The organism is Prevotella pallens, assembly GCF_900454935.1.
Taxonomy (GTDB): domain Bacteria; phylum Bacteroidota; class Bacteroidia; order Bacteroidales; family Bacteroidaceae; genus Prevotella; species Prevotella pallens.
The window spans coordinates 1,345,796-1,367,378 of the sequence record NZ_UGTP01000001.1 but is presented as its reverse complement, the minus strand read 5'-3'; the positions used below and the strand labels follow the sequence as shown (position 1 = coordinate 1,367,378).

The window sequence follows — 21,583 nt, the reverse complement described above, 5'->3', positions numbered from 1 at the left end:
ATTGTCATTTAAAGACGAGGTCAATGTTATATAGTATCGAATTTGGAAATAAAAAATGAGGGATAAATCTAATTTCGAAGGTTGTATATTTCGTTATGGTTTATATTTCCTATTGAATATTTAATATATCCCTCCGAATCTTCAATAAAAACAATAATATAACTTGTTGAATTTATTGTTATTAGAAGGCAGTAATTACAAACCTCAAAAATTATAATAATAAATTTTTATTTTATAATTATAATTTCAAAATTTATAATTAAATTTTTCGTGTTTTATAATAATAAAATTTTCGAACTACTTTTTAGTAAGAAACTCACGTTATATAAAAGGCGTAATAGATACTTAGTCCACCCTTAAAAGCCTAATATTCCTCTGATTCATAGTATATTATGCTATAAATTATTTGCAAATATCTGCAAGTTTTTGTACCTTTACACTATAATTCTTGCAGATATTTATGCTTAAACGTACATCCAAACAGCTCTCTATGTTCTCTTCTTTAGAGAACATGCTTAGTCATCAACATCCCCTTTCCCAACTTAGTAATAATATTAATTGGGAACGTTTTGAAAATGCTTTCTCTCCATTGTATTGCAGTACTAACGGTCGCCCGGCTCATTCTATTCGCTTGATATGTGGTCTTTTAATTTTAAAACATTTGCGTAATGTGTCAGATGAAATGGTGGTTTATCAATGGAGTGAGAATGCTTACTACCAATACTTCTGTGGTGGACTTGAACTTATGCCAAAACAACCCTGTGACGCTTCCGAGTTAGTTCACTTCAGAAATCGTATAGGTGAGGAAGGTATGGAGTTAATATTAGCAGAAAGTATCCACGTTAATACCGACCATGATGGACATACTATTGAAAAGACGTTGGAACAAACCCAAAAGATGACAGGAAAGCAGGTTGATAAGTTAGCAGGAGATAGAGGGTATAGAGGTATAAAGCAGATTGGGAAGACAAAGATACTCATTCCAGACGTTCCTAAAGCTAAAGACAGCTACTACCAAAAGAAAAAGAAACACAAACTATTTTGTAAACGAGCAGGTATAGAACCAACAATAGGACATCTTAAAGCAGACCATAGATTATCTCGCGACTTTTATAAATATAAAGGTGTGAAGGGAGATGCTATCAATGTATTATTAGCTGCGGCAGCATATAACTTCAAAAGAGCTATGAGAGTTCTTTTGTACCTTATAAAAAGAATCAACATAGAGCTTGTCAATACAAACTTTATACTGAAATATAGTTTTTAACTTGTTGGCGGAATTAATTTAATGCATATTTGACATGTCCTAGTGGTCTGTCGTTTATGTAGTTAATGTATTGCAGTACTGTAAACGTACTGATTTTGGCAGTAATTCTTGCGAATAGTCCTGTGGTCTGTTTGGCATAGTTCCTGATGAGCATGAGATGGTCACATAGTTGAGAGAAACAAGTCTCAATTCTTTTTCTAGCCTTCGCATAAGGTTTAAAAGCAGGCTTCCATGTCTTCATGTTTAATCTATACGGAACCTCCAGTTTGATGTGCGCAGATGAAAACAGATCTTGTTGCAGTTCTGCACTCAGATAAGCTCTATCAGCAAGAATACTGCACTCTGAAAATTCAAACTTCACATCCTTCATATAATGTATATCATGAACATTAGCAGCCGTCAGGTCAAATGAATGTATAACACCTCGTAAACCGCATACAGCGTGCAACTTATAACCATAATAATATACTCCTTGCGTGGCGCAGTAACCAAAAGCTGGAGATTTATCAGGCTCGTCCTTGCCCATCTTGCAGCGTTTGCCTCTTGAGAGTCTGCAAACCTCTATCGGTTTGGAATCTACACAGAAATATTCCTCTGCACCATCCATTGCCTTTGCTATACGCTTACGAATCATTTCACACAGGTGATATGTGTTCTTGCGACGGTCATTGAACTGGCGACGACTGATGAGATGACAAAAGTCCTTTTGGTATTCTTTCAGCCGGTCAAAGAGGTTATTCTCACTGTCAATGCCGAGATGCTCAGCTGTCAGACTCAGGGCTATGACATCAAGGTCAGAGAAGCGAGGGACAACACCACGACGAGGAATATTTCCAAGGTCATTAACCAATCCGTAGGAGAATTTCTTGCATATCTCAAGTATTTTGACGAAATTTGCATATAAGTTGTGCATGGAGTTAAAGCAGATAACAGTATTGTTGATTATCATAAAGTTACTGATTTTTAGCGACATGTGCAACTTTTTTACATTCATATTTCTGATATTTTATCTATTGATTAATTCCGCCAACGGGTAGTTTTTAAGGAATGACTATATAGGTGATGTGTTATTTTTTACTTATGACACGACATAGATTGTAGTTCTTGCAAGTGTCACATTATTGTTGTACCTTTGCGCTCAAATAAGAAAAAAGGATTTTAAACAAACAATGATTACACTTTCAAACATTGCCGTTCAATTCGGAAAAAGAGTTCTGTATAAGGACGTTAATATTAAATTTACTCCAGGAAATATCTATGGTGTTATCGGAGCCAATGGAGCAGGAAAATCAACATTGCTTCGTGCTATCTCAGGCGATTTAGAGCCAAACAAAGGAACTATCACATTAGGAACTGGAGAACGCTTGTCGGTATTGGAACAGGACCACTTTAAATACGATGAATTTAAGGTAATGGACACGGTGCTTATGGGGCACGAACCACTTTGGAAGAATATGAAAGAGCGTGAAGAACTTTACGCTAAACCAGAAATGACCGAAGAAGACGGAAACCGTGCTGCCGATTTGGAACTAAAGTTTGCCGAAATGAATGGTTGGGAAGCTGAAAGCGAAGCAGCCCAATTATTACAACATTTAGGGGTGAAAGAAGATGCACACCAAAAAAAAGTAGGCGACTTGTCAAACACAGAAAAAGTGCGTGTAATGTTGGCAAAGGCACTCTTCGGAAAACCCGATAACCTTTTGCTCGATGAGCCTACCAACGACCTCGACCTTGAAACAGTAGAGTGGTTGGAAGATTATCTCGGCGAAATAGAAGAAACACAAACAGTACTTGTTGTATCGCACGACCGTCACTTCCTCGATGCTGTAAGTACACAAACAATTGATATCGACTTCGGTAAAGTTACAGTGTTTGCAGGTAACTACTCGTTCTGGTACGAAAGTTCTCAGTTAGCTTTACGTCAAGCGCAAAACCAAAAAATGAAAGCCGAAGAAAAGAAACAGCAGTTAGAAGAATTTATCCGTCGTTTCTCTGCCAATGTGGCAAAAAGCAAGCAAACAACTTCACGTAAGAAGATGCTTGAGAAACTAAATGTAGAGGAAATTCGCCCATCAAGTCGTAAATATCCTGGAATTATCTTCCAAATGGAGCGCGAACCAGGTAATCAAATCTTAGAAGTTCAAGACTTAAAAGCTGTTGATGAAGACGGAACTGTATTATTCGACCACGTAAACTTCAATATTGAGAAAGAACAGAAAGTTGTATTCCTATCACGTAATCCTAAGGCAATGACAGCTTTATTCGATATCATTAATGGTGAACGCGAAGCACAAGCAGGTACCTACAACTGGGGTGTAACTATTACAACAGCTTACTTACCACTGGACAATACCAAATATTTTAATTGTGATTTAAATCTTGTTGATTGGCTTTCGCAATATGGTCCAGGCAACGAGGTAGTAATGAAAGGCTTCCTTGGTCGTATGTTGTTTAAACAAGAAGAGGTAGAAAAGAAAGTTAATGTACTTTCTGGAGGCGAGAAAATGCGTTGTATGATTGCAAGAATGCAGCTGCAAAATGCAAACTGCCTAATACTCGACACTCCTACAAACCACCTCGATTTGGAAAGCATTCAGGCATTCAATAATAATCTTGTAGGCTTTAAAGGTAATATTCTCTTTAGCTCTCACGACCACGAATTTATAGGAACTGTTGCTAATCGTATCATCGAATTAACTCCAAACGGTACAATTGACAAGCTTATGAGTTACGATGAATACATTCACGACGACCAGATTAAGGAACAGAAAGCTAAAATGTATCAGGTTTAAGACTATTATCAGATAGAATAGCACAACAGAATCTTATTATGTTGGCACACTATTTGTAGCTCTAAAACAAAAGATTTATTATTATGAGCAAAAAGAATAAGAAAATAAGAATAGAGGACGAGGCTCCCGAATTACAGAACGAAACGCCTACTATGGAAGAGGCATCGCCTGAAATAGATAATGAGGAAGTGGCAGAATCAGAATCTACACAGGAAAGCGATAAAACAGAAGCTAACGAGTGGAAAGATAAGTATATACGTCTGTATGCAGAGTTTGAGAACTATAAGAAACGAACACTGAAAGAGAAAACAGAACTTATACTTAATGGCAGCGAAAAAACTGTTACAGCAGTTCTTCCTATTCTCGATGATTTTGAGCGTGCACTTGCCGATAAAACTGAAGATTCGACCGCAATTAAAGAAGGTTTCGAGCTCATTTATAAGAAGTTTTTGAAAGTCTTAGAAAACATTGGTGTAAAGAAGATTGATACCGATGGTAAAGATTTCAATGTGGATTATCATGAAGCAATAGCAATGGTACCAGGAATGGGCGATGATAAGAAAGGTAAGATAATAGATTGTGTGCAAACAGGTTATACCTTAAACGATAAGGTTATACGGCATGCAAAAGTAGCAGTTGGTCAATAAAAACTATAGATTGAGTAATCTAGGCTCAATATTTACAAGAGCCTTTCATTTTATGATAAATACCAGATGACAAAAAGAGACTATTATGAAGTTCTGAGCGTTGCAAAAGACGCATCGGGCGATGAAATAAAGAAGGCTTATAGGAAACTTGCTATTAAATATCACCCTGATAGGAATCCAGATGATGCTAATGCTGAAGAGAAATTTAAAGAGGCAGCAGAAGCATATAGTGTTTTAAGTGATCCACAGAAGCGACAACAATACGATCAGTTTGGATTCGATGGACCTAATATGGGAGGTGGTAATCCGTTTGGTGGTAGTGGTTTCTCAATGGACGACATCTTCTCTATGTTTGGTGATGTGTTCGGGGGACACGGAAGCGGGGGCTTCGGTGGATTTGGTGGTGGAGGTCATCAAACACCAAAATATAGAGGCTCTGATTTACGTTTGAAAGTTAAGCTCTCTTTGCAAGAGATTGCCACAGGTGTTACTAAGAAATTTAAGGTACGTAAAGATGTAGCCTGTGAACACTGTCACGGAACTGGTGCAGAAAATGGAAGTGGAACAGAAACCTGTCCAAACTGTCACGGTAGTGGTATGGAAATTCGTACCCAACAAAGCATATTTGGTATGATGCAAACACAAACAACTTGCCATGTATGCGGTGGAGAAGGCACTATTATAAAGAATAAGTGTACACATTGTCATGGTGATGGCGTTGTAAAAGGCGAAGACGTTGTTGAGATTAATATTCCAGCAGGTGTTGCCGAAGGAATGGTAGTGAATGTACCTGGTAAGGGTAATGCAGGTAAACATAATGGTATAGCGGGTAACATACAAGTTTATATCGAAGAAGAGGACAACGATACTTTTATTCGCGATGGACAAAATGTTATCTACAATTTATTGCTCGATTTCCCAACAGCTGTCTTAGGCGGTCAAGCTGAGATTCCTACGATAGATGGTAGTTCTGTAAAAATAAAGATAGAGGAAGGTACACAACCCGGTAAAACTCTTCGTTTAAGAGGTAAAGGACTTCCTGCAGTGCAAGGTTACGGTAACGGAATAGGAGACCTTATTGTTCAAATAAGTGTTTATGTGCCTAAAACGTTATCGAAATCAGAGCGCAAAGCCATTGAAGATTTTAAAGAAAGCGATAACTTCAAAGGAGACGCTCATACGAAATGTTCTATTTTTGATAACTTCAAGAAACTATTCAGCTAAAATTCGATGACTGAAAAGCAATAGAAATGACTTACGAAGAAACAACAGAATACTTATATAATAGCACCCCTGTTTTTGAACATGTGGGTGCTTCTGCTTATAAAGAAGGTTTATCAACAACTCTCGCATTAGACGAGTACTTTGGAAATCCACATCAAAATTTCCGTTCTATTCATATTGCAGGAAGTAATGGTAAGGGTTCATGTTCTCACACATTGGCAGCAATATTGCAAGCTGATGGTTATAAAGTTGGACTTTACACAAGTCCTCACCTTGTTGATTTTAGAGAACGCATAAGAATAAATGGCAAGATGATTTCAGAAGAATATGTGATTGATTTTGTTGAAAGTCATCGCAAGTTCTTTGAACCATTGCATCCATCGTTCTTTGAACTGACTACTGCAATGGCTTTTAAATACTTTGCAGAACAGAAAGTAGACTTTGCTATTATAGAAGTAGGATTAGGTGGTCGTTTAGATTGTACTAATATTATTAATCCTCTACTTTCCATTATTACTAATATATCGCTTGACCACACTCAATTTTTGGGCGATACATTACCAAAGATTGCATACGAAAAAGCCGGGATTATAAAGCAGAATACTCCTGTCGTAATTGGTGAAGCAACGCCCGATACTCGTGTCGTTTTTGAAGCAAAGGCACAAAAGATGGATGCTATGATAGTATTTGCCGAAGATTTTCCTATGGTATTATCGGCAACTGCTAATCCGAAGGGAGGTCGCACTTATAAAACACGCTTGTTTGGTACAATTGAAGGTGAATTGGGGGGAATTTATCAAGACAAGAATACCAATACACTGCTAACGGCTGTGATGCAACTTTACAATAATCAGATAATTAGAAATATTGACAGCGTTGCAAAAGGTTTCTCAAATGTGTGTGAAGCAACAGGTTTAATGGGTAGATGGCAACAAATACAAGAAAATCCTATTGTTATTTGTGATACAGGACATAATGAAGCAGGTTGGAAAGACTTATCACTACAAATTAAAAATCAGAAATGCCTCAATCTACGCATAGTTTTTGGAATGGTAGACGATAAAGATATAGAGTCTGTGATGAAGCTTTTGCCAGTAGATGCTCATTATTACTGGACACAACCCAGTACGAAGCGAGCTTTTGCTGTAGAAAAAATTGCAGAAGTTGGTGAGCGATATAGACTTAAAGGTAAAGCCTTTACTAATGTTGAAGAAGCTTATAAACAAGCATTAAGCGAGTCAGACGAAGACGACTTTATATTTGTTGGAGGCTCAAGTTATGTAGTTGCTGACCTTTTAAGTAAATTCTAGTAATAATATACTCCAGTTAAGGGGGTGTGTCAAAACTAAGAATTCAGAAAAGCTTCTTTTCATATTAACAGTTTCACTCCCTCATAAATATTAAAGTAACCGTTATCATTGAGTTATTAACTCTTTGGTAACGGTTATTCTTTACAAAATGATAGCTGTCTTTAGCTGAAAACGAGTTTTGACACACCCTCTTAATTGTTTTTAACACACGATAAAACTCCTTTTACTTTGAAATAGTTTGTGGTTATCGGTTATTTTTGTTTCCTTTGCAATATAGACATGTAACTAAAATCAGAAAATCATGGTAAATACCGAAGCGACAAATTATGTGTGTGGTCTGAGACGCGAAGATTTCCAGACTATAATAGATGGTAAGAGAACAGATCTTTATATACTTAAGAATGCAAAAGGTAACGAAATAGCCTTCACTAATTATGGTGGTGCGATTGTTGCCATCATAATTCCAGATAGAGATGGAAATTTGGCAAACATCATACAAGGGCATGATAATATTCACGATGTTATCAATTCGCCAGAACCTTATCTTTCAACACTCATTGGTCGCTATAGCAATCGTATTGCTAAAGGACATTTCCAATTGGACGGAAAAGAATACAATATAGCCATTAATAATGGTCCTAATTCATTGCATGGAGGTAAAAAAGGATTTAACACCAAAGTTTGGGACGCTGTTCAGATAAATGAGCATGCCGTTGTGCTGAAATATACATCGCCATACGGGGAAGAGGGCTTTACTGGCGAAGTTGAAGTGTGGGTTGCATATTCTTTTACCGATGATGACGAACTGATTATAAAGTATTCTGCAAAAACCAATAAGAAGACAATAATAAATCTTACCAATCATGGATTCTTTTCTTTGGCAGGTATAGCTAATCCGACTCCAACTATTGAGGACTTAGAATGCCAAATCAATGCCGATTTCTATATTCCCATTGATGAAACATCTATTCCAACAGGTGAAGTCTTAAAAGTAGCTGGGACACCATTCGATTTTCGGCAACCTAAATTAGTTGGTCAGGATATTGATGCAGAACATGAACAAATAAAGATAGGTGGAGGCTATGACCACTGCTTTGTGCTGAATAAAAAAGAAGAAGGAGAACTGTCGTTTGCAGCGCGAATTAAAGATCCTAAAAGTGGCAGAATAATGGAAGTATTTACAACCGAACCGGGACTCCAAGTATATACAGATAATGGTGCTAATGGATATAAAGGGCAAAATGGAGCTACTTTTCCTCGTCGTAGTGCTATTTGTTTTGAGGCACAACACTTTCCAGATAGTCCTAATCGCCCTTACTTCCCTTCTGTTATTTTGGAGCCATGTAGGGAATATAAGCAAAAAACTATCTATAAATTCGGTGTAGAGAAATAAAAGCAAGATATATAAGATTAATTAATAAAACGGAAATATATAAACAATGGAAAATCAAACTAAGAAACGGGGAGCATTGGTGGCAATTATTACTATGGTATTTCTATTTGCTATGATTGCCTTCGTAACAAATATGGCAGCGCCATTTGGTACTATCTGGAAGGAGCATTATGAAGGAGCAGGTATGATGGGTAACATGATGAACTTTGTTGCTTATTTGTTTATGGGCATTCCTGCTGGTGTGATGATTACAAAATTTGGCTATAAAAAGACTGCTCTTGTGGCTTTAGCTTTAGGATTGATAGGTATTGGAATACAATATATATCAAGCAATATGGATGGAAATTCCTTATTTACATATATTGTTTATCTTTTCGGTGCATTCGTATGTGGTTTCTGTGTTTGTATTCTTAATACTGTTGTGAACCCTATGTTGAATCTTCTTGGTGGTGGTGGAAATCGAGGTAACCAACTTATACAGACAGGAGGTTCATTAAATTCTCTTGCAGCAACATTGACACCAATTCTAACAGGTTCTATGATAGGTGAGATTACAAAGACAACATCACTTAAAGTTGTTACGCCTTTGCTGCTTATTGCATTGGCAATTTTTGCTTTCTCGTTCTGTATAGTTTGGTTCACGAAACTTACAGAGCCTGAAACCGAAAAGTCTGATGTGTTAGCTGGTGTCAAAGAGGCATTAGGCTATCGACAATTGAAGCTGGGTATTATTGCTATTTTCTTCTATGTAGGAATTGAAGTTGGTATTCCAAGTAAGCTTCTATTCTATCTAAGCGAACCTCTTTCAAAAGGAGGCATTCTAGGAAGTGCTGTCGTAGGTGGGCTTATTTCTGGTTTCTATTGGTTGTTAATGCTTGTTGGGCGGTTTGTTAGTGCCTTTATCAGTGGTAAAGTGTCGTCTCGCATACAGCTTACCACTACATCAATTGTTGCAATTTCATTACTGCTTATTGCTATATTTATGCCCGAAACAAGTAAAATGAATCTTATAATTCCCGATATTACTCATTGGAAGCTAATTGATGCAGAAGTTCCCACCAATGTAGTTTTCATAGTTCTATGCGGTCTATGTACTTCCGTTATGTGGGGTGTTATATACAATCTTGCAACCGAAGGTCTTGGTAGATATACAGCATCTGCCTCTGGTTTGTTTATGACTATGGTTTTTGGTGGTGGCGTAATGCCATTAATTCAAGATTTAATAGCAACTAAAATTGGCGATATCAATAGCTATTGGTTAGTTGTAGCTATGCTTTCGTATTTGCTTTTCTATGCTTTAGTTGGTTCACGGCAATCAAAAAACAATTAAACGATATATTATTTTAATGGCAGGCATTCAGCTTGCCATTTTTTTATGCTGAAAATATCACTTAAATAACACTTTAAATAAAACAAATATGGATATAGAAATTGTTAGAAGCCGTTTCATAAAACATTTTGATGGTAAAACAGGAAGCATCTATTTTGCTCCAGGACGTATAAATCTTATAGGAGAACATACTGATTATAATGGTGGATTTGTTTTTCCAGGTGCTGTGGATAAAGGTATTATGGCTGAAGTTCGCCCTAACGGAACTGATACTATCATGCTTTATTCAATAGATCTCAAGGATCGTGTAGAATTTAAGGTTAATGATACTGAAGGACCACGACCAACTTGGGCACGCTATATTTATGGTATTGTTCAAGAAATGAAGAAACTGAATGTAGATATAAAAGGTTTCAATGCGGCATTTTATGGCGATGTCCCACTTGGCTCTGGTATGTCGTCAAGCGCAGCACTCGAAAGTTGTTTTGCTTTTGCAATGAACGATCTTTTCGGCGACAATAAGGTTTCAAAATGGGATATGGTGCTTGCTGGACAAGCTACAGAGCATAAATATATAGGTGTTAATTGTGGCATTATGGACCAATTTGCTAGTGTCTTCGGAGAGGAAGGAAAGTTAATGCGATTAGATTGTCGTAGCCGTGAGTTCAAATACTTCCCATTTAATCCTAAAGGCTATAAACTGATTCTCGTAAATTCGAAGGTAAAACACGAATTAGCAGGAAGTCCTTATAACGATCGTCGTAGAAGTTGCGAAAATGTTGTAAAACAAATAGCTTCCAAATATCCAGAAACTAAATTTGAAACCTTAAGAGACTGTACTTTGGAGCAATTGGATAGCGTGAAAGCAGAAGTCAGCGAAGAAGACTACAAACGTGCTCATTTTGTTCTTGGCGAGAAAGATCGTGTGCTTTCAGTGTGTAATGCGCTTGAGAAAGGAGATTACGAAACAGTAGGCAAGAAAATGTTTGAGACCCATAACGGTTTAAGTAAGGAATATGAAGTTTCGTGTGAAGAACTTGATTTCCTTAATAACATTGCACGTGAAGATGGTGTAACAGGAAGTAGAATTATGGGAGGTGGCTTCGGCGGGTGTACCATTAACCTTGTGAAAGATGATGTTTATAACAAATTTGTAACTGATGTTACGACTAAGTTTGCAGCTAAATATGGACACGCACCAGAAATCTATTCGGTTATTGTAGGCAAAGGTGCACACAAAGTGTGCTAATATAAGTTGCAAAACACATTTATATTCGTACGAAATACTTAAGCACAATATTTAAAGTTAGATATGTGTCTAAATTGAGAGATTACTAACTGCGCCCCTTCTTACTGGACATCGACAACGTTTAGAGTATGGGAGTTATTTGACTATACTATAGAGAATCTATTTTATTGGTCGTTAGAATATGTATAGATTTTGTTTGATAATTAAGTATATTGCCAGTCTTATTTCTGATGGTAGTGAGCAACGTCAAAGAAGATAAGACAGGAAAGATGCCAACAGGCAAATGAACGATGAATAGGGAGCGATGGAAATAATCTAAAATAATTGATAAGCGGTTTAGCAACAAATTTTGGGGGAGATAGTGTTCGAGAAACACGACAATACGAGTGTGCAATAATTTTCTCACAATATTCTTTTCCTTCTCATATACATATCCGCATCTTTTTATAAGCATAGGCGTTATTTCTTAAGGCTAAGTGTTGTTTTATTTACGTGTAAGTAGAGTTTTACTTACATGTAAATAAAGTTCTACTTACACGTAAGTAAAACTTTACTTACGTGTAAATAATAATGTTTAATCACTATCTTACTGATATAGAAGGCTCATATAAATGGCAACGAAGACGCGAGTAAATTACGGTAAAGTAATGTGCTGACGTAGATTATACGACAGAGATGGTACAAAATGTGTGGAAACAATGAAGGTTAAGAAATACGTAGATTTTTTAAGTAGGTATTATCTTTTTGTGGTATGCTTGTGTTGTAGTTTCTATGCTTTGCACATTTAGTATGGAGAAAGCAATGTTTGTCTGTTAAAAAAGCAAGCATACAAAATAGGTTTAGTTGTATGCTTGCTGTTCAATGTTTATGATCTTTAATCATATCGGCATTAAGATGACTTACCGATATCTGCATACTGCCTTTATTAAAGGTTAGTCGATACATTCCGCCTTGTTTATCTTTTCTGTTGTAGGTATAGTTATCTTTATTTATTTTCCAACATGTATCTTGCTTTGCTGCCTGTTCTATACTTTCGTAGAACGTCTGTGATGGAGCTGTTGTGAAGTTTAATAAGGCAGAATAGTTCCCACTTGCTACAGTTTCTTCGTCAAGTGCAATACTCACAGAATCTGGAACTATTGGTTGCTGTTCCACTATTTTATATTTTGGAAAGTCCAGATTTGTAATGCTCGATAAATTAATATTTAACGTAGTATCGTTTGCATTTGGCGTAAACACTGAAGCTGCAACAGTATCTTTTGGGTTAGGGGGAGGAGCTATTCGCTTATTGCACGAAACTATATATACACTGCTTGCTAAGAGTATATAAACTGCTCCCTCTCCAAGTAAATTAATGCATTTATTCATAATGCCTTTGCGTGTTCATTAAATTTCAAGCGGCTCTATACGAGGTTTCGGTGCATTGATAGGCGAAGATGGCTGTCGCGATGGTCTCGACTTCTTAGGTCTGCCACTTTCTTCGCTATTATGTGTTGGCATTTGTACATTTTCTATCTCTACATTATTCTCTTCTTCCTCGTTCTGCACCTCTTCGTCTGGTTGCTGTTTTCGCTCATTCTTATAATGAGTGTGCAAACTATCGGGCGTCCGTTTAGCTCGAACAACCGATTGGCAGTTATACATCGAAGGATCGATATCTCTTTCTGGATTAGGCAACCATTTTGCATGATACTTCTGGAAAGCCTTATCGCGCATTAAATCGTAGATGAAGTTGCCACACATTGGAAGAGCCGTTTTAGACCCTTGTCCTAATGCGCCAGTTCGGAAGTGAATGCTGCGATATTCTCCACCAACCCATGCGCCAACAACAAGTTTTGGACTTACTGCCATAAACCAAGCATCGGAATGATTGTTAGAAGTTCCAGTTTTTCCACCCCAATCGGTATCTTTAAATATATATTGATTTAATGAGCGGCTGGTTCCTCCAGGTTCGGTAAGTCCACCTTTTAATAGCTGCTGCATAAAGAAAGCCGTTTGATATGGTAACACCTGCTTGTTGGTGTGTGGAGCAACATATACTTCGTTTCCTCGTTGATCAACTATTTTTGTAACCACAACAGGGTCGCAATGTTCGCCATCGTTTGCAACAGTACAATAGGCATTAACCAGCTCAAGTAGATTTACATCGCTTGAGCCTAAAGCTAACGAAGGTTCATTTTCAAGAGGACTTTTAATACCCATCTCTTGTGCAGTCCGAATAATATTCTTTATGCCCATTTCTTGTCCTAATCGTACTGCTATTGTATTGACACTTCGTGCGAAGCCAGCTTTTAATGTAATGGAATCTCCCGAATAATTTCCATTGGCATTACGTGGAATCCAGGTTCTTATTATTCCTGTTTTCTTATCAGGAACCTGCATACTTATGAATTCATCTCTACGCTTATCGCAAGGAGCTAATCCCTGATTCATAGCTTCAGAATAGACAAAAAGTTTGAAGGTTGAACCTGGTTGTCGCTGTGCCGTAACCTTATCATATTTCCAAGTTTTAAAATCAATATCTCCAACCCATGCTCGCACAGCTCCAGTTTCAGGTTCCATTGCAATCATAGAGCAATGCATAAAACGCACCATATAGCGAATAGAATCCATAGACGACATTTCCTTTTCTATTTCGCCCTTTTCATAATCAAATAGCCTTACCTTGTGGGGTTTATTTATATAATACAATACACTATCGGGTTGATTATGGTATTTTTGTACAAGCCGTTTATAAAAAGGTTGCCGTTCAGCTATTCCCTCAATAAAGCCAGGAACCAAGTCTCCATTCTCATCACGCCATGGGTCTTGTCCACTCCAGTGTTTGTTAAAGTCTTGCTGAATCTTATGCATCTGCTTCTTCGCAGCATTCTCTGCATACTTTTGCATCCGAGTGTCAATTGTAGTATATATTTTTAAGCCACTACTATACAAGTCGTAATCGTTATCTTTCAACCAGTCTTTTAGGTAATCTGCTACATATTCTCGAAAATATTGTGCTCTTCCATCGTAATTTTCTTCGACATGCACATCAAGTTTCATAGGTAACTTAGAGTATTTAATATAGTCAGCCTTTGCCAAATGTCCATGCGTTACCATATTGTATAAAACGGTATTACGTCTGTTGAGCGAGTTTGCCGGATGCAAAATTGGGTTATAATAAGTTGTAGCCTTTAGCATACCAACCAGAGTTGCACTTTGTTCTGTAGTAAGATGCTGTGGCGTTGTATTGAAATAGGTGCGAGCAGCAGTTTTTATGCCATACGCATTATTTCCGAAATCAACAGTATTAGCATACATTGTTAGAATTTCGTTCTTCGAATATATAAACTCTATTTTGTATGCAATAATCCATTCTTTTGCTTTGGCTATAAGCATTCTTAGACCAGGAATTTTACCTAATACTCCAGAGTATTCTTTATTCCTGATGTGGAACATATTTTTTGCAAGCTGTTGCGTTATGGTAGAGGCACCACGAGCTCCATCACGTGTTAAAGCATCTTTTACGGCACCACCAATCCCCATAAAATCTACTCCATGATGGCTGTAAAAGCGTTCATCTTCAGTACTTATTAAAGCATTCCAGAATGTAGGAGTTACTTCGTTATACTTCACAGGTATACGATTTTCCTTAAAATACTTACCTATTAAAACAGAGTCTGCACTATATATCTCAGATGCAGCGTAAGTTGGTGGGGTCTTTATCTCTGCAAAGCCTGGAGATTTTCCGAAGAGCCAAAGGAAATTAATATCCACCATACCCAAAAAGAGAAAAATCGATACAAAGAATGATACAATTCCCAATGCTAATTTTGTGTACCATGCACGACCTTTATATAACTTAATATACCATGGAAAGAAATTACAAAATCCTTTTATAATATTCTTGAATAATCTACTTATACTTTTCATTCGAAATAAATTTATATAGGTTGTTCCATATCAATAGTGTTATAAAGATGTTCTTTAAGCCAAATAACTATCAATATGTCTTATGATCTTTCTAATTTCATTTGGGTGAAACCAATGAATATCTTTATCTTTTCTGAACCAAGTTAATTGCTTACGAGCATATTGTCTTGTATTACTTTGTATTTTAAAAATAGCTTCATCTAATGTAGTCAGTCCATCAAGATATTCGAACATTTCCTTATAGCCAACTGTATTTAAAGCATTTAAATTGCGGTGATTGTACATACGCAAAGCTTCATCTATGAGTCCTGATGCGACCATATTTTCAACGCGAGCATTAATCTGATTGTAAAGATCTTCGCGTGGGCAATTTAAACCAATCTTTATTATATTGAATGGCCGTTCTTTTCTTTGTTTTGTTCGAAAAGAAGTATAGGTCTTTCCTGTTTGGACACAAACTTCTAATGCATGAAGAACTCTACGAGGATTCTGTTTATCAACAATATCCCAATGAGCAGGATCTAAATCTTTTAGCAATTCACATAGTTTATTCAACCCTTCAGTCTCATACATCTTCATTAGATCTTGTCGCACCTTATTATCTATTGTTGGAATCTCGTCTATGCCATAGCAAACAGCATCAATATACATCATCGAGCCCCCAGATAAAATATACGTCGATGATGGATTTGCTTTTAACAATTCTAATACATCTTGCTCGTAAAGACTTGCAGAGTAATAATCGTTAACGTTTTTACTCGCAACAAAATGATGCTTTACTCGTTCTAATTGTGCTTTAGTAGGCGCAGCTGTTCCAATTTGCAATTCTTTGTATATTTGCCGTGAATCAGCATTAATAATCTCAATACCATAATGCTGTGCTATATCAAGTGTTAAAGCTGTTTTACCTACACCTGTTGGACCTGTCAATACAATAAGACTTTGGATTTTCAATGCTATTTATTTAATAATTCCTCTAGACGATGCTTGAACAAATTCTATAATATGTTGAATCTCTTTTGTCATTGGCAAAGTCTCTTTTATTTTTTGTATATTCTCTTCGCGCGTGCCTTCTCCATAGATTAACCGGTATGCATTATGTATCTGGTCTATTTGGTCATTAGAAAACCCTTTGCGTCGTAGCCCAATAATATTAATGCCAGCATATCGAATAGGTTCTTTGCCTGCTATAATATAAGGTGGTATATCTTGCGAAAACCGACTTCCACCTTGAATCATAACATTACACCCGATGCTACAGAACTGATGACAGAGAACAGAGGCAGAGATAATAGCATAATCTTCTACCTTTACTTCTCCAGCTAATTTCGTTGAATTACCTATAATTATATTCGACCCGATAATGCAGTCGTGGGCAATGTGCATACTTTCCATAAAAAGATTGTTGCTGCCTACAATTGTCGTTCCCTTTGAAGCTGTACCGCGCGAAATAGTTACATTTTCACGTATTGAATTATTATCACCAATTTCACAGAGACTTTCTTCACCACGGAATTTCAAATCTTGTGGCTTGGTAGAAATACTTGCACCTGGGAAAAATTCGTTTCCGTTGCCAATTCGTGCACCTGTGTGTATTGTAACACTATTAAGCAACTTATTATTATCGCCAATTACTGTATTGTCATCAATATAACAAAACGGGCCGATGATATTATTATTACCTATCTTTGCATTTGGATGTACGAATGCTAATGGGCTAATAGTATTCATAATTCTATTTATTTATTTTTTACTATTTGAGCAGTAAATGTAGCTTCTGCTACAACATTATCACCAACAAACATATAACCTTGCATTGAACTAATTCCATGGCGTACAGGGCTTAAAAGTTCAACGCGGAATAATAAAGTATCGCCAGGAATAACCTTCTGACGGAACTTCACATTGTCTATCTTTAGGAAGTAGGTAGACCATCTCTCTGGTTCCTCTACTTGAGAAAGTACCAATAGTCCACCGCACTGTGCCATAGCTTCTATTTGAAGAACACCAGGCATAACAGGTTCTTGTGGAAAATGTCCTTGAAAAAATGGTTCATTGGCAGTAATATTCTTAACGCCAACAATTGTTGTTGCTCCCATTGCTATTACCTTATCAACGAGTTGCATAGGGTAACGATGGGGAAGAAGCTCACGTATTCGGATATTGTCCATTAAAGGCTCTTCGTTCGGATCGTAAATAGGTGCTTGAATTTCGTGCTTGCGGATATCTTTACGAATCATTCTTGCAAACTTGTTGTTCACCGTATGACCGGGTCTAGTTGCAACAATACGTCCTTTGATAGGTTTTCCTATTAAAGCTACATCACCGATAATATCTAATAACTTATGTCTTGTACACTCATTATCCCAAATGAGAGGTTTATTCTGTATATAGCCAATGCTTGTAGCATCCATGTGTGGAACTTTAAGTAAGTCGGCTAACTGATCGAGAGTTGGTTGGTCTACTTGTTTCTCGTAGATAACAATCGCATTGTCGAGATCTCCACCTTTTATAAGATTAGCTTGTAACAATGGCATAATATCTCTAACAAAAACAAACGTTCTTGCAGGTGCTATTTCATCAGCAAATTTATCAATATCGTCAAGTGTTGCAAATTGACTACTAATAAATTTAGAATCAAAAGAACACATTGCAGTTATAGAAAATTGTTCATCGGGTAAGATTGTGATGACGCTTCCTCGTTCATCTTTATACTCCATCTTTTTTCTTATAATATAATAATCTTTCGGAGCATTTTGATCTATAATACCTATTTCTTTAATTTTATCAACATACATTGCTGCAGAACCATCAAGAATAGGAAATTCTGGGCCGTTTATTTGAATTAAACAATTATCTATTCCCATTGCATATAGAGCAGCCATACCGTGTTCGATTGTGCTAACACGAGCCTCGCCTTTTGCTATTACAGTTCCGCGTTGTGTATCAACAACATTTTCTGCAATAGCGTCTATGATAGGTTGTCCCTCTAAATCAATTCGTTGAATTTTGTATCCTGTATTATCTGGAGCTGGATTAAATGTAACAGTAAGGCTTAACCCTGTATGTAAACCTTTCCCAAAGAGCGAAAAGCTTCCCTTTAGTGTTTTCTGTTTTGTTGTTTCCATATATATTATTTGTTCTTTTTCAATTCTTCAATTTCTTTCTGTAAAACGTTTATCTGCTTGTAAATCTCTGGAAGTCTTTGAAATATGACTTGTGATTTAAAATAGTTACGTGGCTCTATTGCAGGACTTCCCATAAGAGATTGATTGTCTTTTAATTTACTCAATACACCTGACTGTGCACCGAGAAAAACTTTATTTCCTATTTTCAAATGTCCAGCTATACCTACCTGTCCACCAAACATACACCATTCTCCAACTTTAGTTGAGCCTGCAATACCAACTTGTGCGCTCATAACAGTATTTGCACCAATATCTGTATTATGCGCTATCTGCACAAGGTTGTCGAGTTTTACACCTTTACGTAAATATGTACTTCCCATTGTTGAGCGGTCAATACATGTGTTTGCTCCTATCTCAACATTATCTTCTATGGTAACGATGCCTATTTGTGGAATTTTATCATAGCTATTTGTTTCTGAATTCGGAGCAAAACCAAAACCATCAGCACCTATAACACTACCAGAATGGCAAATAACATTATTTCCGATTTTGCAATTATGGTAGATGCTAACGTTAGGGTAGATAATACAATTGTTTCCTAAAGTTACATTATCCATAATAGTTGCATGGGGATATATCATACTGTTATCTCCAATAACAACTCCATCGCCTATATATGCAAAAGCACCAATATATACATTCTTGCCTATGGTTGCCTTTGGAGAAATAAACGCTAACGAATCTATCCCTTGTTTTCTTGGCTTCATACTTTCATATAGTTGTAGAAGCTTTGCAACACAATCGCGCGCATTTTTTACACGTATCAATGTAGCTTTTGTAGGCTTCTCTATCTTTATACTTTCCTCTACGAGAACTATAGAACATTCAGTTTCGTATATATAATGAGTATATTTCGGATTTGCCAAAAAACTTATAGCACCGTGTTTTCCTTCCTCTATCTTTGCGAAAGTACTAATGGTTGCTTTTTCATCGCCTTCTACGCTTCCTTGTATAAATTCTGCGATTTGTTTTGCGTTAAATTCCATTCTATATAATAAATGATAAATGCTTGTTAGTGCAAAGATAACAAACTTTTGTTATATTCGATGATAACAAAAGTAATATTTACGAATTTTTTTAGATAATAGTTCTACGTTTAAAATCTCAGATGCTTCTGTTATATCTTTTAAACTACCATCTTTTGATAATATGCTAATACGGTCGTCGTTGATATCGTACATGTCTTTTTGTATTGTATCAATCTGCATTAGGTAGTTGCTTTCTTCTTCTGAGATTCCTAAGTGGTTGCAAATTTGCTCTTTACGTCTGTTTACTTGTTCTTGTGAAATTGGCTCATCGTGAATCTCTACTTTAAAGAGTTTACGATTGATAAAATCATCAGCAAGAAGTGATAGTATTTTATCTTCTGATTTTTGCCATACTTTTATAGCACTCCATAAGTCGCTGTCATCTAAATTTAAGTAATGTTGCAGCGTTTCTTCGTTATCCTTGAAGTATTCTGCATTTACGTCGTTATCAAGGAAGAAGGTTAAAGCAGGAGAAGCAAATAATTTATATCCATCTTTTAATAGTTTTTTAGCTCTAAGTAATAAACTGATTAAAAGCTTTTCGTATCCAACTGTAGCTTTATGTAAATACACCTGCCAATACATTAAACGGCGAGAGGTAAGGAAATTCTCTATTGAATAAATTCCCTTGTCATCTATTACTAAGGTATCGTCTACAACATTCAACATTTTTATAATTCGTGCTGAACCTATATTACCTTCAGTTACTCCTGTAAAAAAGCTATCTCGCTTGAGATAGTCAAGCCTATCCATATCAAGTTGGCTACTGATTAATTGATGCAGGAAACGCTTTGGATAATCATTCTTGAAAATCTTAATAGCAAGATTAAGTTCACCATTCATTTCTTGGTTAATACAATTCATTACCATTAAAGATATCTCTTCGTGTGTTATCCCTTTGATTAATGTATTCTCGAGCACATGGGAGAAAGGACCATGTCCGATGTCGTGCATTAAGATGGCAGCTTGAACAGCTTCTGCTTCGCTATCGAAAATAAAGACACCTTTATGTTGCAAAGATAGAGTAGCTTCACTCATTAAATGAAATGCTCCTAATGAATGCTGAAACCTTGTATGTTGAGCGCCTGGGTAAACAACAGTAGTTAGCCCTAACTGCTTTATACGAGTTAAGCGTTGCATGAATGGGTGCTTAACAATATTCAAAAGTAGTCCTGATGGAATTCTGATAAATCCAAAAACAGGGTCGCTTATAATTTTACTGCCACTCATGTAACGCTTATCTTCTGAATTATTCTTTTAGTCTATCAAGTTCTATTGCCATTTCTTGCTGTAGTTCTTTTGCCTTCTCTCCTGCAATTTCGGCAAAGTTTTCATCTGCACTTGCATAAATAATGCCTCTTGAAGAGTTTACCAAAAGTCCACAATCCTTATTCATTCCATATTTACATACTTCTTGTAGACTTCCACCTTGAGCGCCTACTCCTGGTACTAAGAGAAAACTATTAGGAGCCAATTTTCGTATATCAGCAAACAAGCTTCCTTGTGTTGCACCTACAACAAACATTAAATTTTCTGTTGTGCCCCATTCTTGAGACTTAGTCAACACTCGTTCGAATAAGCGCACACCCTCTTTATCTTCAAACAACTGAAAATCGTGGCTTCCTTTATTGCTGGTTAGTGCAAGAAGAATAACCCATTTTCCTTCATATTCCAAGAAAGGCTTTACAGAATCTTCACCCATATATGGAGCTATGGTAAGTGCATCTACATTATACTCCTTAAAGAATGTTTGTGCATACATCTTTGATGTGTTTCCAATATCTCCACGTTTGGCATCAGCTATTATGAAGTGTTGGGGATAGTTTTCTTTCAAATATGTTATTGTCTTTTCAAACGCCTCCATACCTTTCAATCCATAGCATTCGTAAAATGCTAAATTAGGTTTATATGCAATGCTATAAGGAGCCGTAGCATCGATTATGGCTTTATTAAAAGAAAAAATAGGGTCCTCTTCATTTAACAGAAACTTAGGAACCTTATTTAAATCGGTATCAAGTCCTACACAAAGAAACGATTTTTTTGTAAATATTTGCTCTATTAATTGTTTTCTCTCCATACTTATTAATTCTTATACTTTAGTTTCAAACTACGACATATTTGTTACTTGCGTAAGTTTGATAAGTTATTTACAGAGTTAAATTTTTATACTAGAAAAGGGATAAATGTTATTATTGACGAAAGTATATTTTGTGCCCCACGAAAGTACATTTTGTCATCATCTC

General features: G+C 36.5%; 17 protein-coding genes. 8 read left to right on the top strand and 9 right to left on the bottom strand.

What is annotated here, in order from left to right; genetic code table 11:
• Positions 1-460: 460 nt before the first annotated feature.
• Entirely contained in the window at positions 461-1,267 is an 807-nt protein-coding gene (locus tag DX009_RS05825; RefSeq protein ID WP_115083329.1) for a transposase, read from the top strand.
• Between the two features lie 13 nt (positions 1,268-1,280).
• Here the strand turns inward: DX009_RS05825 and DX009_RS05820 are convergent, their stop codons facing one another.
• Complete coding sequence (locus DX009_RS05820; RefSeq protein WP_115082768.1) at positions 1,281-2,240, bottom strand: IS982 family transposase; 960 nt, start codon at positions 2,238-2,240, stop codon at positions 1,281-1,283.
• A gap of 196 nt (positions 2,241-2,436) precedes the next feature.
• Between DX009_RS05820 and DX009_RS05815 the strand changes: the two genes are divergently transcribed.
• The 7 genes from DX009_RS05815 (at position 2,437) to galK (ending at position 11,212) form a co-directional block, all read left to right on the top strand.
• The gene (locus DX009_RS05815; RefSeq protein WP_115083328.1) at positions 2,437-4,059 is read left to right on the top strand and encodes an ABC-F family ATP-binding cassette domain-containing protein; all 1,623 of its coding nucleotides are present in this window, start codon (positions 2,437-2,439) and stop codon (positions 4,057-4,059) included.
• 83 nt (positions 4,060-4,142) lie between these two features.
• Positions 4,143-4,706, top strand: coding sequence for a nucleotide exchange factor GrpE (locus DX009_RS05810; protein WP_115083327.1), 564 nt, complete (start codon positions 4,143-4,145; stop codon positions 4,704-4,706).
• A gap of 66 nt (positions 4,707-4,772) precedes the next feature.
• Positions 4,773-5,930 carry a molecular chaperone DnaJ gene (dnaJ, locus tag DX009_RS05805; protein ID WP_115083326.1) on the top strand — a complete coding sequence of 386 codons (1,158 nt, stop codon included), beginning with the start codon at positions 4,773-4,775 and terminating at the stop codon, positions 5,928-5,930.
• 26 nt (positions 5,931-5,956) lie between these two features.
• Positions 5,957-7,240 carry a bifunctional folylpolyglutamate synthase/dihydrofolate synthase gene (locus DX009_RS05800; RefSeq protein WP_115083325.1) on the top strand — a complete coding sequence of 428 codons (1,284 nt, stop codon included), beginning with the start codon at positions 5,957-5,959 and terminating at the stop codon, positions 7,238-7,240.
• A 301-nt stretch (positions 7,241-7,541) separates the two neighbouring features.
• A complete protein-coding gene (locus DX009_RS05795; RefSeq protein WP_115083324.1) occupies positions 7,542-8,633 on the top strand; it encodes an aldose epimerase family protein in 1,092 nt (363 codons plus the stop codon).
• A 46-nt stretch (positions 8,634-8,679) separates the two neighbouring features.
• Positions 8,680-9,963, top strand: coding sequence for an MFS transporter (locus DX009_RS05790; RefSeq protein WP_115083323.1), 1,284 nt, complete (start codon positions 8,680-8,682; stop codon positions 9,961-9,963).
• 88 nt (positions 9,964-10,051) lie between these two features.
• On the top strand, positions 10,052-11,212 hold the full coding sequence (galK, locus tag DX009_RS05785) for a galactokinase (RefSeq protein WP_115083322.1): 1,161 nt from the start codon (positions 10,052-10,054) through the stop codon (positions 11,210-11,212).
• A gap of 858 nt (positions 11,213-12,070) precedes the next feature.
• Here galK and DX009_RS05780 read toward each other — a convergent pair.
• The 8 genes from DX009_RS05780 to pyrF are packed head-to-tail and all read right to left on the bottom strand — an operon-like array spanning position 12,071 to position 21,417.
• Positions 12,071-12,580, bottom strand: a complete 510-nt coding sequence (locus DX009_RS05780; RefSeq protein WP_115083321.1) for a hypothetical protein — start codon at positions 12,578-12,580, stop codon at positions 12,071-12,073.
• Between the two features lie 18 nt (positions 12,581-12,598).
• The gene (locus tag DX009_RS05775; RefSeq protein ID WP_006044788.1) at positions 12,599-15,124 is read right to left on the bottom strand and encodes a transglycosylase domain-containing protein; all 2,526 of its coding nucleotides are present in this window, start codon (positions 15,122-15,124) and stop codon (positions 12,599-12,601) included.
• Positions 15,125-15,178: 54 nt separating this feature from the next.
• Positions 15,179-16,078, bottom strand: a complete 900-nt coding sequence (gene miaA / locus DX009_RS05770) for a tRNA (adenosine(37)-N6)-dimethylallyltransferase MiaA (RefSeq protein WP_115083320.1) — start codon at positions 16,076-16,078, stop codon at positions 15,179-15,181.
• A 6-nt stretch (positions 16,079-16,084) separates the two neighbouring features.
• Positions 16,085-16,855, bottom strand: a complete 771-nt coding sequence (gene lpxA / locus DX009_RS05765; RefSeq protein ID WP_115083319.1) for an acyl-ACP--UDP-N-acetylglucosamine O-acyltransferase — start codon at positions 16,853-16,855, stop codon at positions 16,085-16,087.
• A gap of 8 nt (positions 16,856-16,863) precedes the next feature.
• On the bottom strand, positions 16,864-18,252 hold the full coding sequence (locus DX009_RS05760) for a bifunctional UDP-3-O-[3-hydroxymyristoyl] N-acetylglucosamine deacetylase/3-hydroxyacyl-ACP dehydratase (RefSeq protein WP_006044791.1): 1,389 nt from the start codon (positions 18,250-18,252) through the stop codon (positions 16,864-16,866).
• A 5-nt stretch (positions 18,253-18,257) separates the two neighbouring features.
• Positions 18,258-19,298 carry a UDP-3-O-(3-hydroxymyristoyl)glucosamine N-acyltransferase gene (lpxD, locus tag DX009_RS05755; RefSeq protein WP_115083318.1) on the bottom strand — a complete coding sequence of 347 codons (1,041 nt, stop codon included), beginning with the start codon at positions 19,296-19,298 and terminating at the stop codon, positions 18,258-18,260.
• A gap of 51 nt (positions 19,299-19,349) precedes the next feature.
• Positions 19,350-20,570, bottom strand: a complete 1,221-nt coding sequence (locus DX009_RS05750; protein WP_115083317.1) for an HD domain-containing protein — start codon at positions 20,568-20,570, stop codon at positions 19,350-19,352.
• Positions 20,571-20,589: 19 nt separating this feature from the next.
• Entirely contained in the window at positions 20,590-21,417 is an 828-nt protein-coding gene (gene pyrF / locus DX009_RS05745; protein ID WP_115083316.1) for an orotidine-5'-phosphate decarboxylase, read from the bottom strand.
• Positions 21,418-21,583 lie beyond the last annotated feature (166 nt).

Bases quoted from the DNA above. Each gene is read 5' to 3' on its own strand.
- DX009_RS05825 (WP_115083329.1), top strand. From the start codon at position 461: ATGCTTAAACGTACATCCAAACAGCTCTCTATGTTCTCTTCTTTAGAG.
- DX009_RS05820 (WP_115082768.1), bottom strand. From the start codon at position 2,240: ATGTCGCTAAAAATCAGTAACTTTATGATAATCAACAATACTGTTATC.
- DX009_RS05815 (WP_115083328.1), top strand. From the start codon at position 2,437: ATGATTACACTTTCAAACATTGCCGTTCAATTCGGAAAAAGAGTTCTG.
- DX009_RS05810 (WP_115083327.1), top strand. From the start codon at position 4,143: ATGAGCAAAAAGAATAAGAAAATAAGAATAGAGGACGAGGCTCCCGAA.
- dnaJ (WP_115083326.1), top strand. From the start codon at position 4,773: ATGACAAAAAGAGACTATTATGAAGTTCTGAGCGTTGCAAAAGACGCA.
- DX009_RS05800 (WP_115083325.1), top strand. From the start codon at position 5,957: ATGACTTACGAAGAAACAACAGAATACTTATATAATAGCACCCCTGTT.
- DX009_RS05795 (WP_115083324.1), top strand. From the start codon at position 7,542: ATGGTAAATACCGAAGCGACAAATTATGTGTGTGGTCTGAGACGCGAA.
- DX009_RS05790 (WP_115083323.1), top strand. From the start codon at position 8,680: ATGGAAAATCAAACTAAGAAACGGGGAGCATTGGTGGCAATTATTACT.
- galK (WP_115083322.1), top strand. From the start codon at position 10,052: ATGGATATAGAAATTGTTAGAAGCCGTTTCATAAAACATTTTGATGGT.
- DX009_RS05780 (WP_115083321.1), bottom strand. From the start codon at position 12,580: ATGAATAAATGCATTAATTTACTTGGAGAGGGAGCAGTTTATATACTC.
- DX009_RS05775 (WP_006044788.1), bottom strand. From the start codon at position 15,124: ATGAAAAGTATAAGTAGATTATTCAAGAATATTATAAAAGGATTTTGT.
- lpxA (WP_115083319.1), bottom strand. From the start codon at position 16,855: ATGAATACTATTAGCCCATTAGCATTCGTACATCCAAATGCAAAGATA.
- DX009_RS05760 (WP_006044791.1), bottom strand. From the start codon at position 18,252: ATGGAAACAACAAAACAGAAAACACTAAAGGGAAGCTTTTCGCTCTTT.
- lpxD (WP_115083318.1), bottom strand. From the start codon at position 19,298: ATGGAATTTAACGCAAAACAAATCGCAGAATTTATACAAGGAAGCGTA.
- DX009_RS05750 (WP_115083317.1), bottom strand. From the start codon at position 20,570: ATGAGTGGCAGTAAAATTATAAGCGACCCTGTTTTTGGATTTATCAGA.
- pyrF (WP_115083316.1), bottom strand. From the start codon at position 21,417: ATGGAGAGAAAACAATTAATAGAGCAAATATTTACAAAAAAATCGTTT.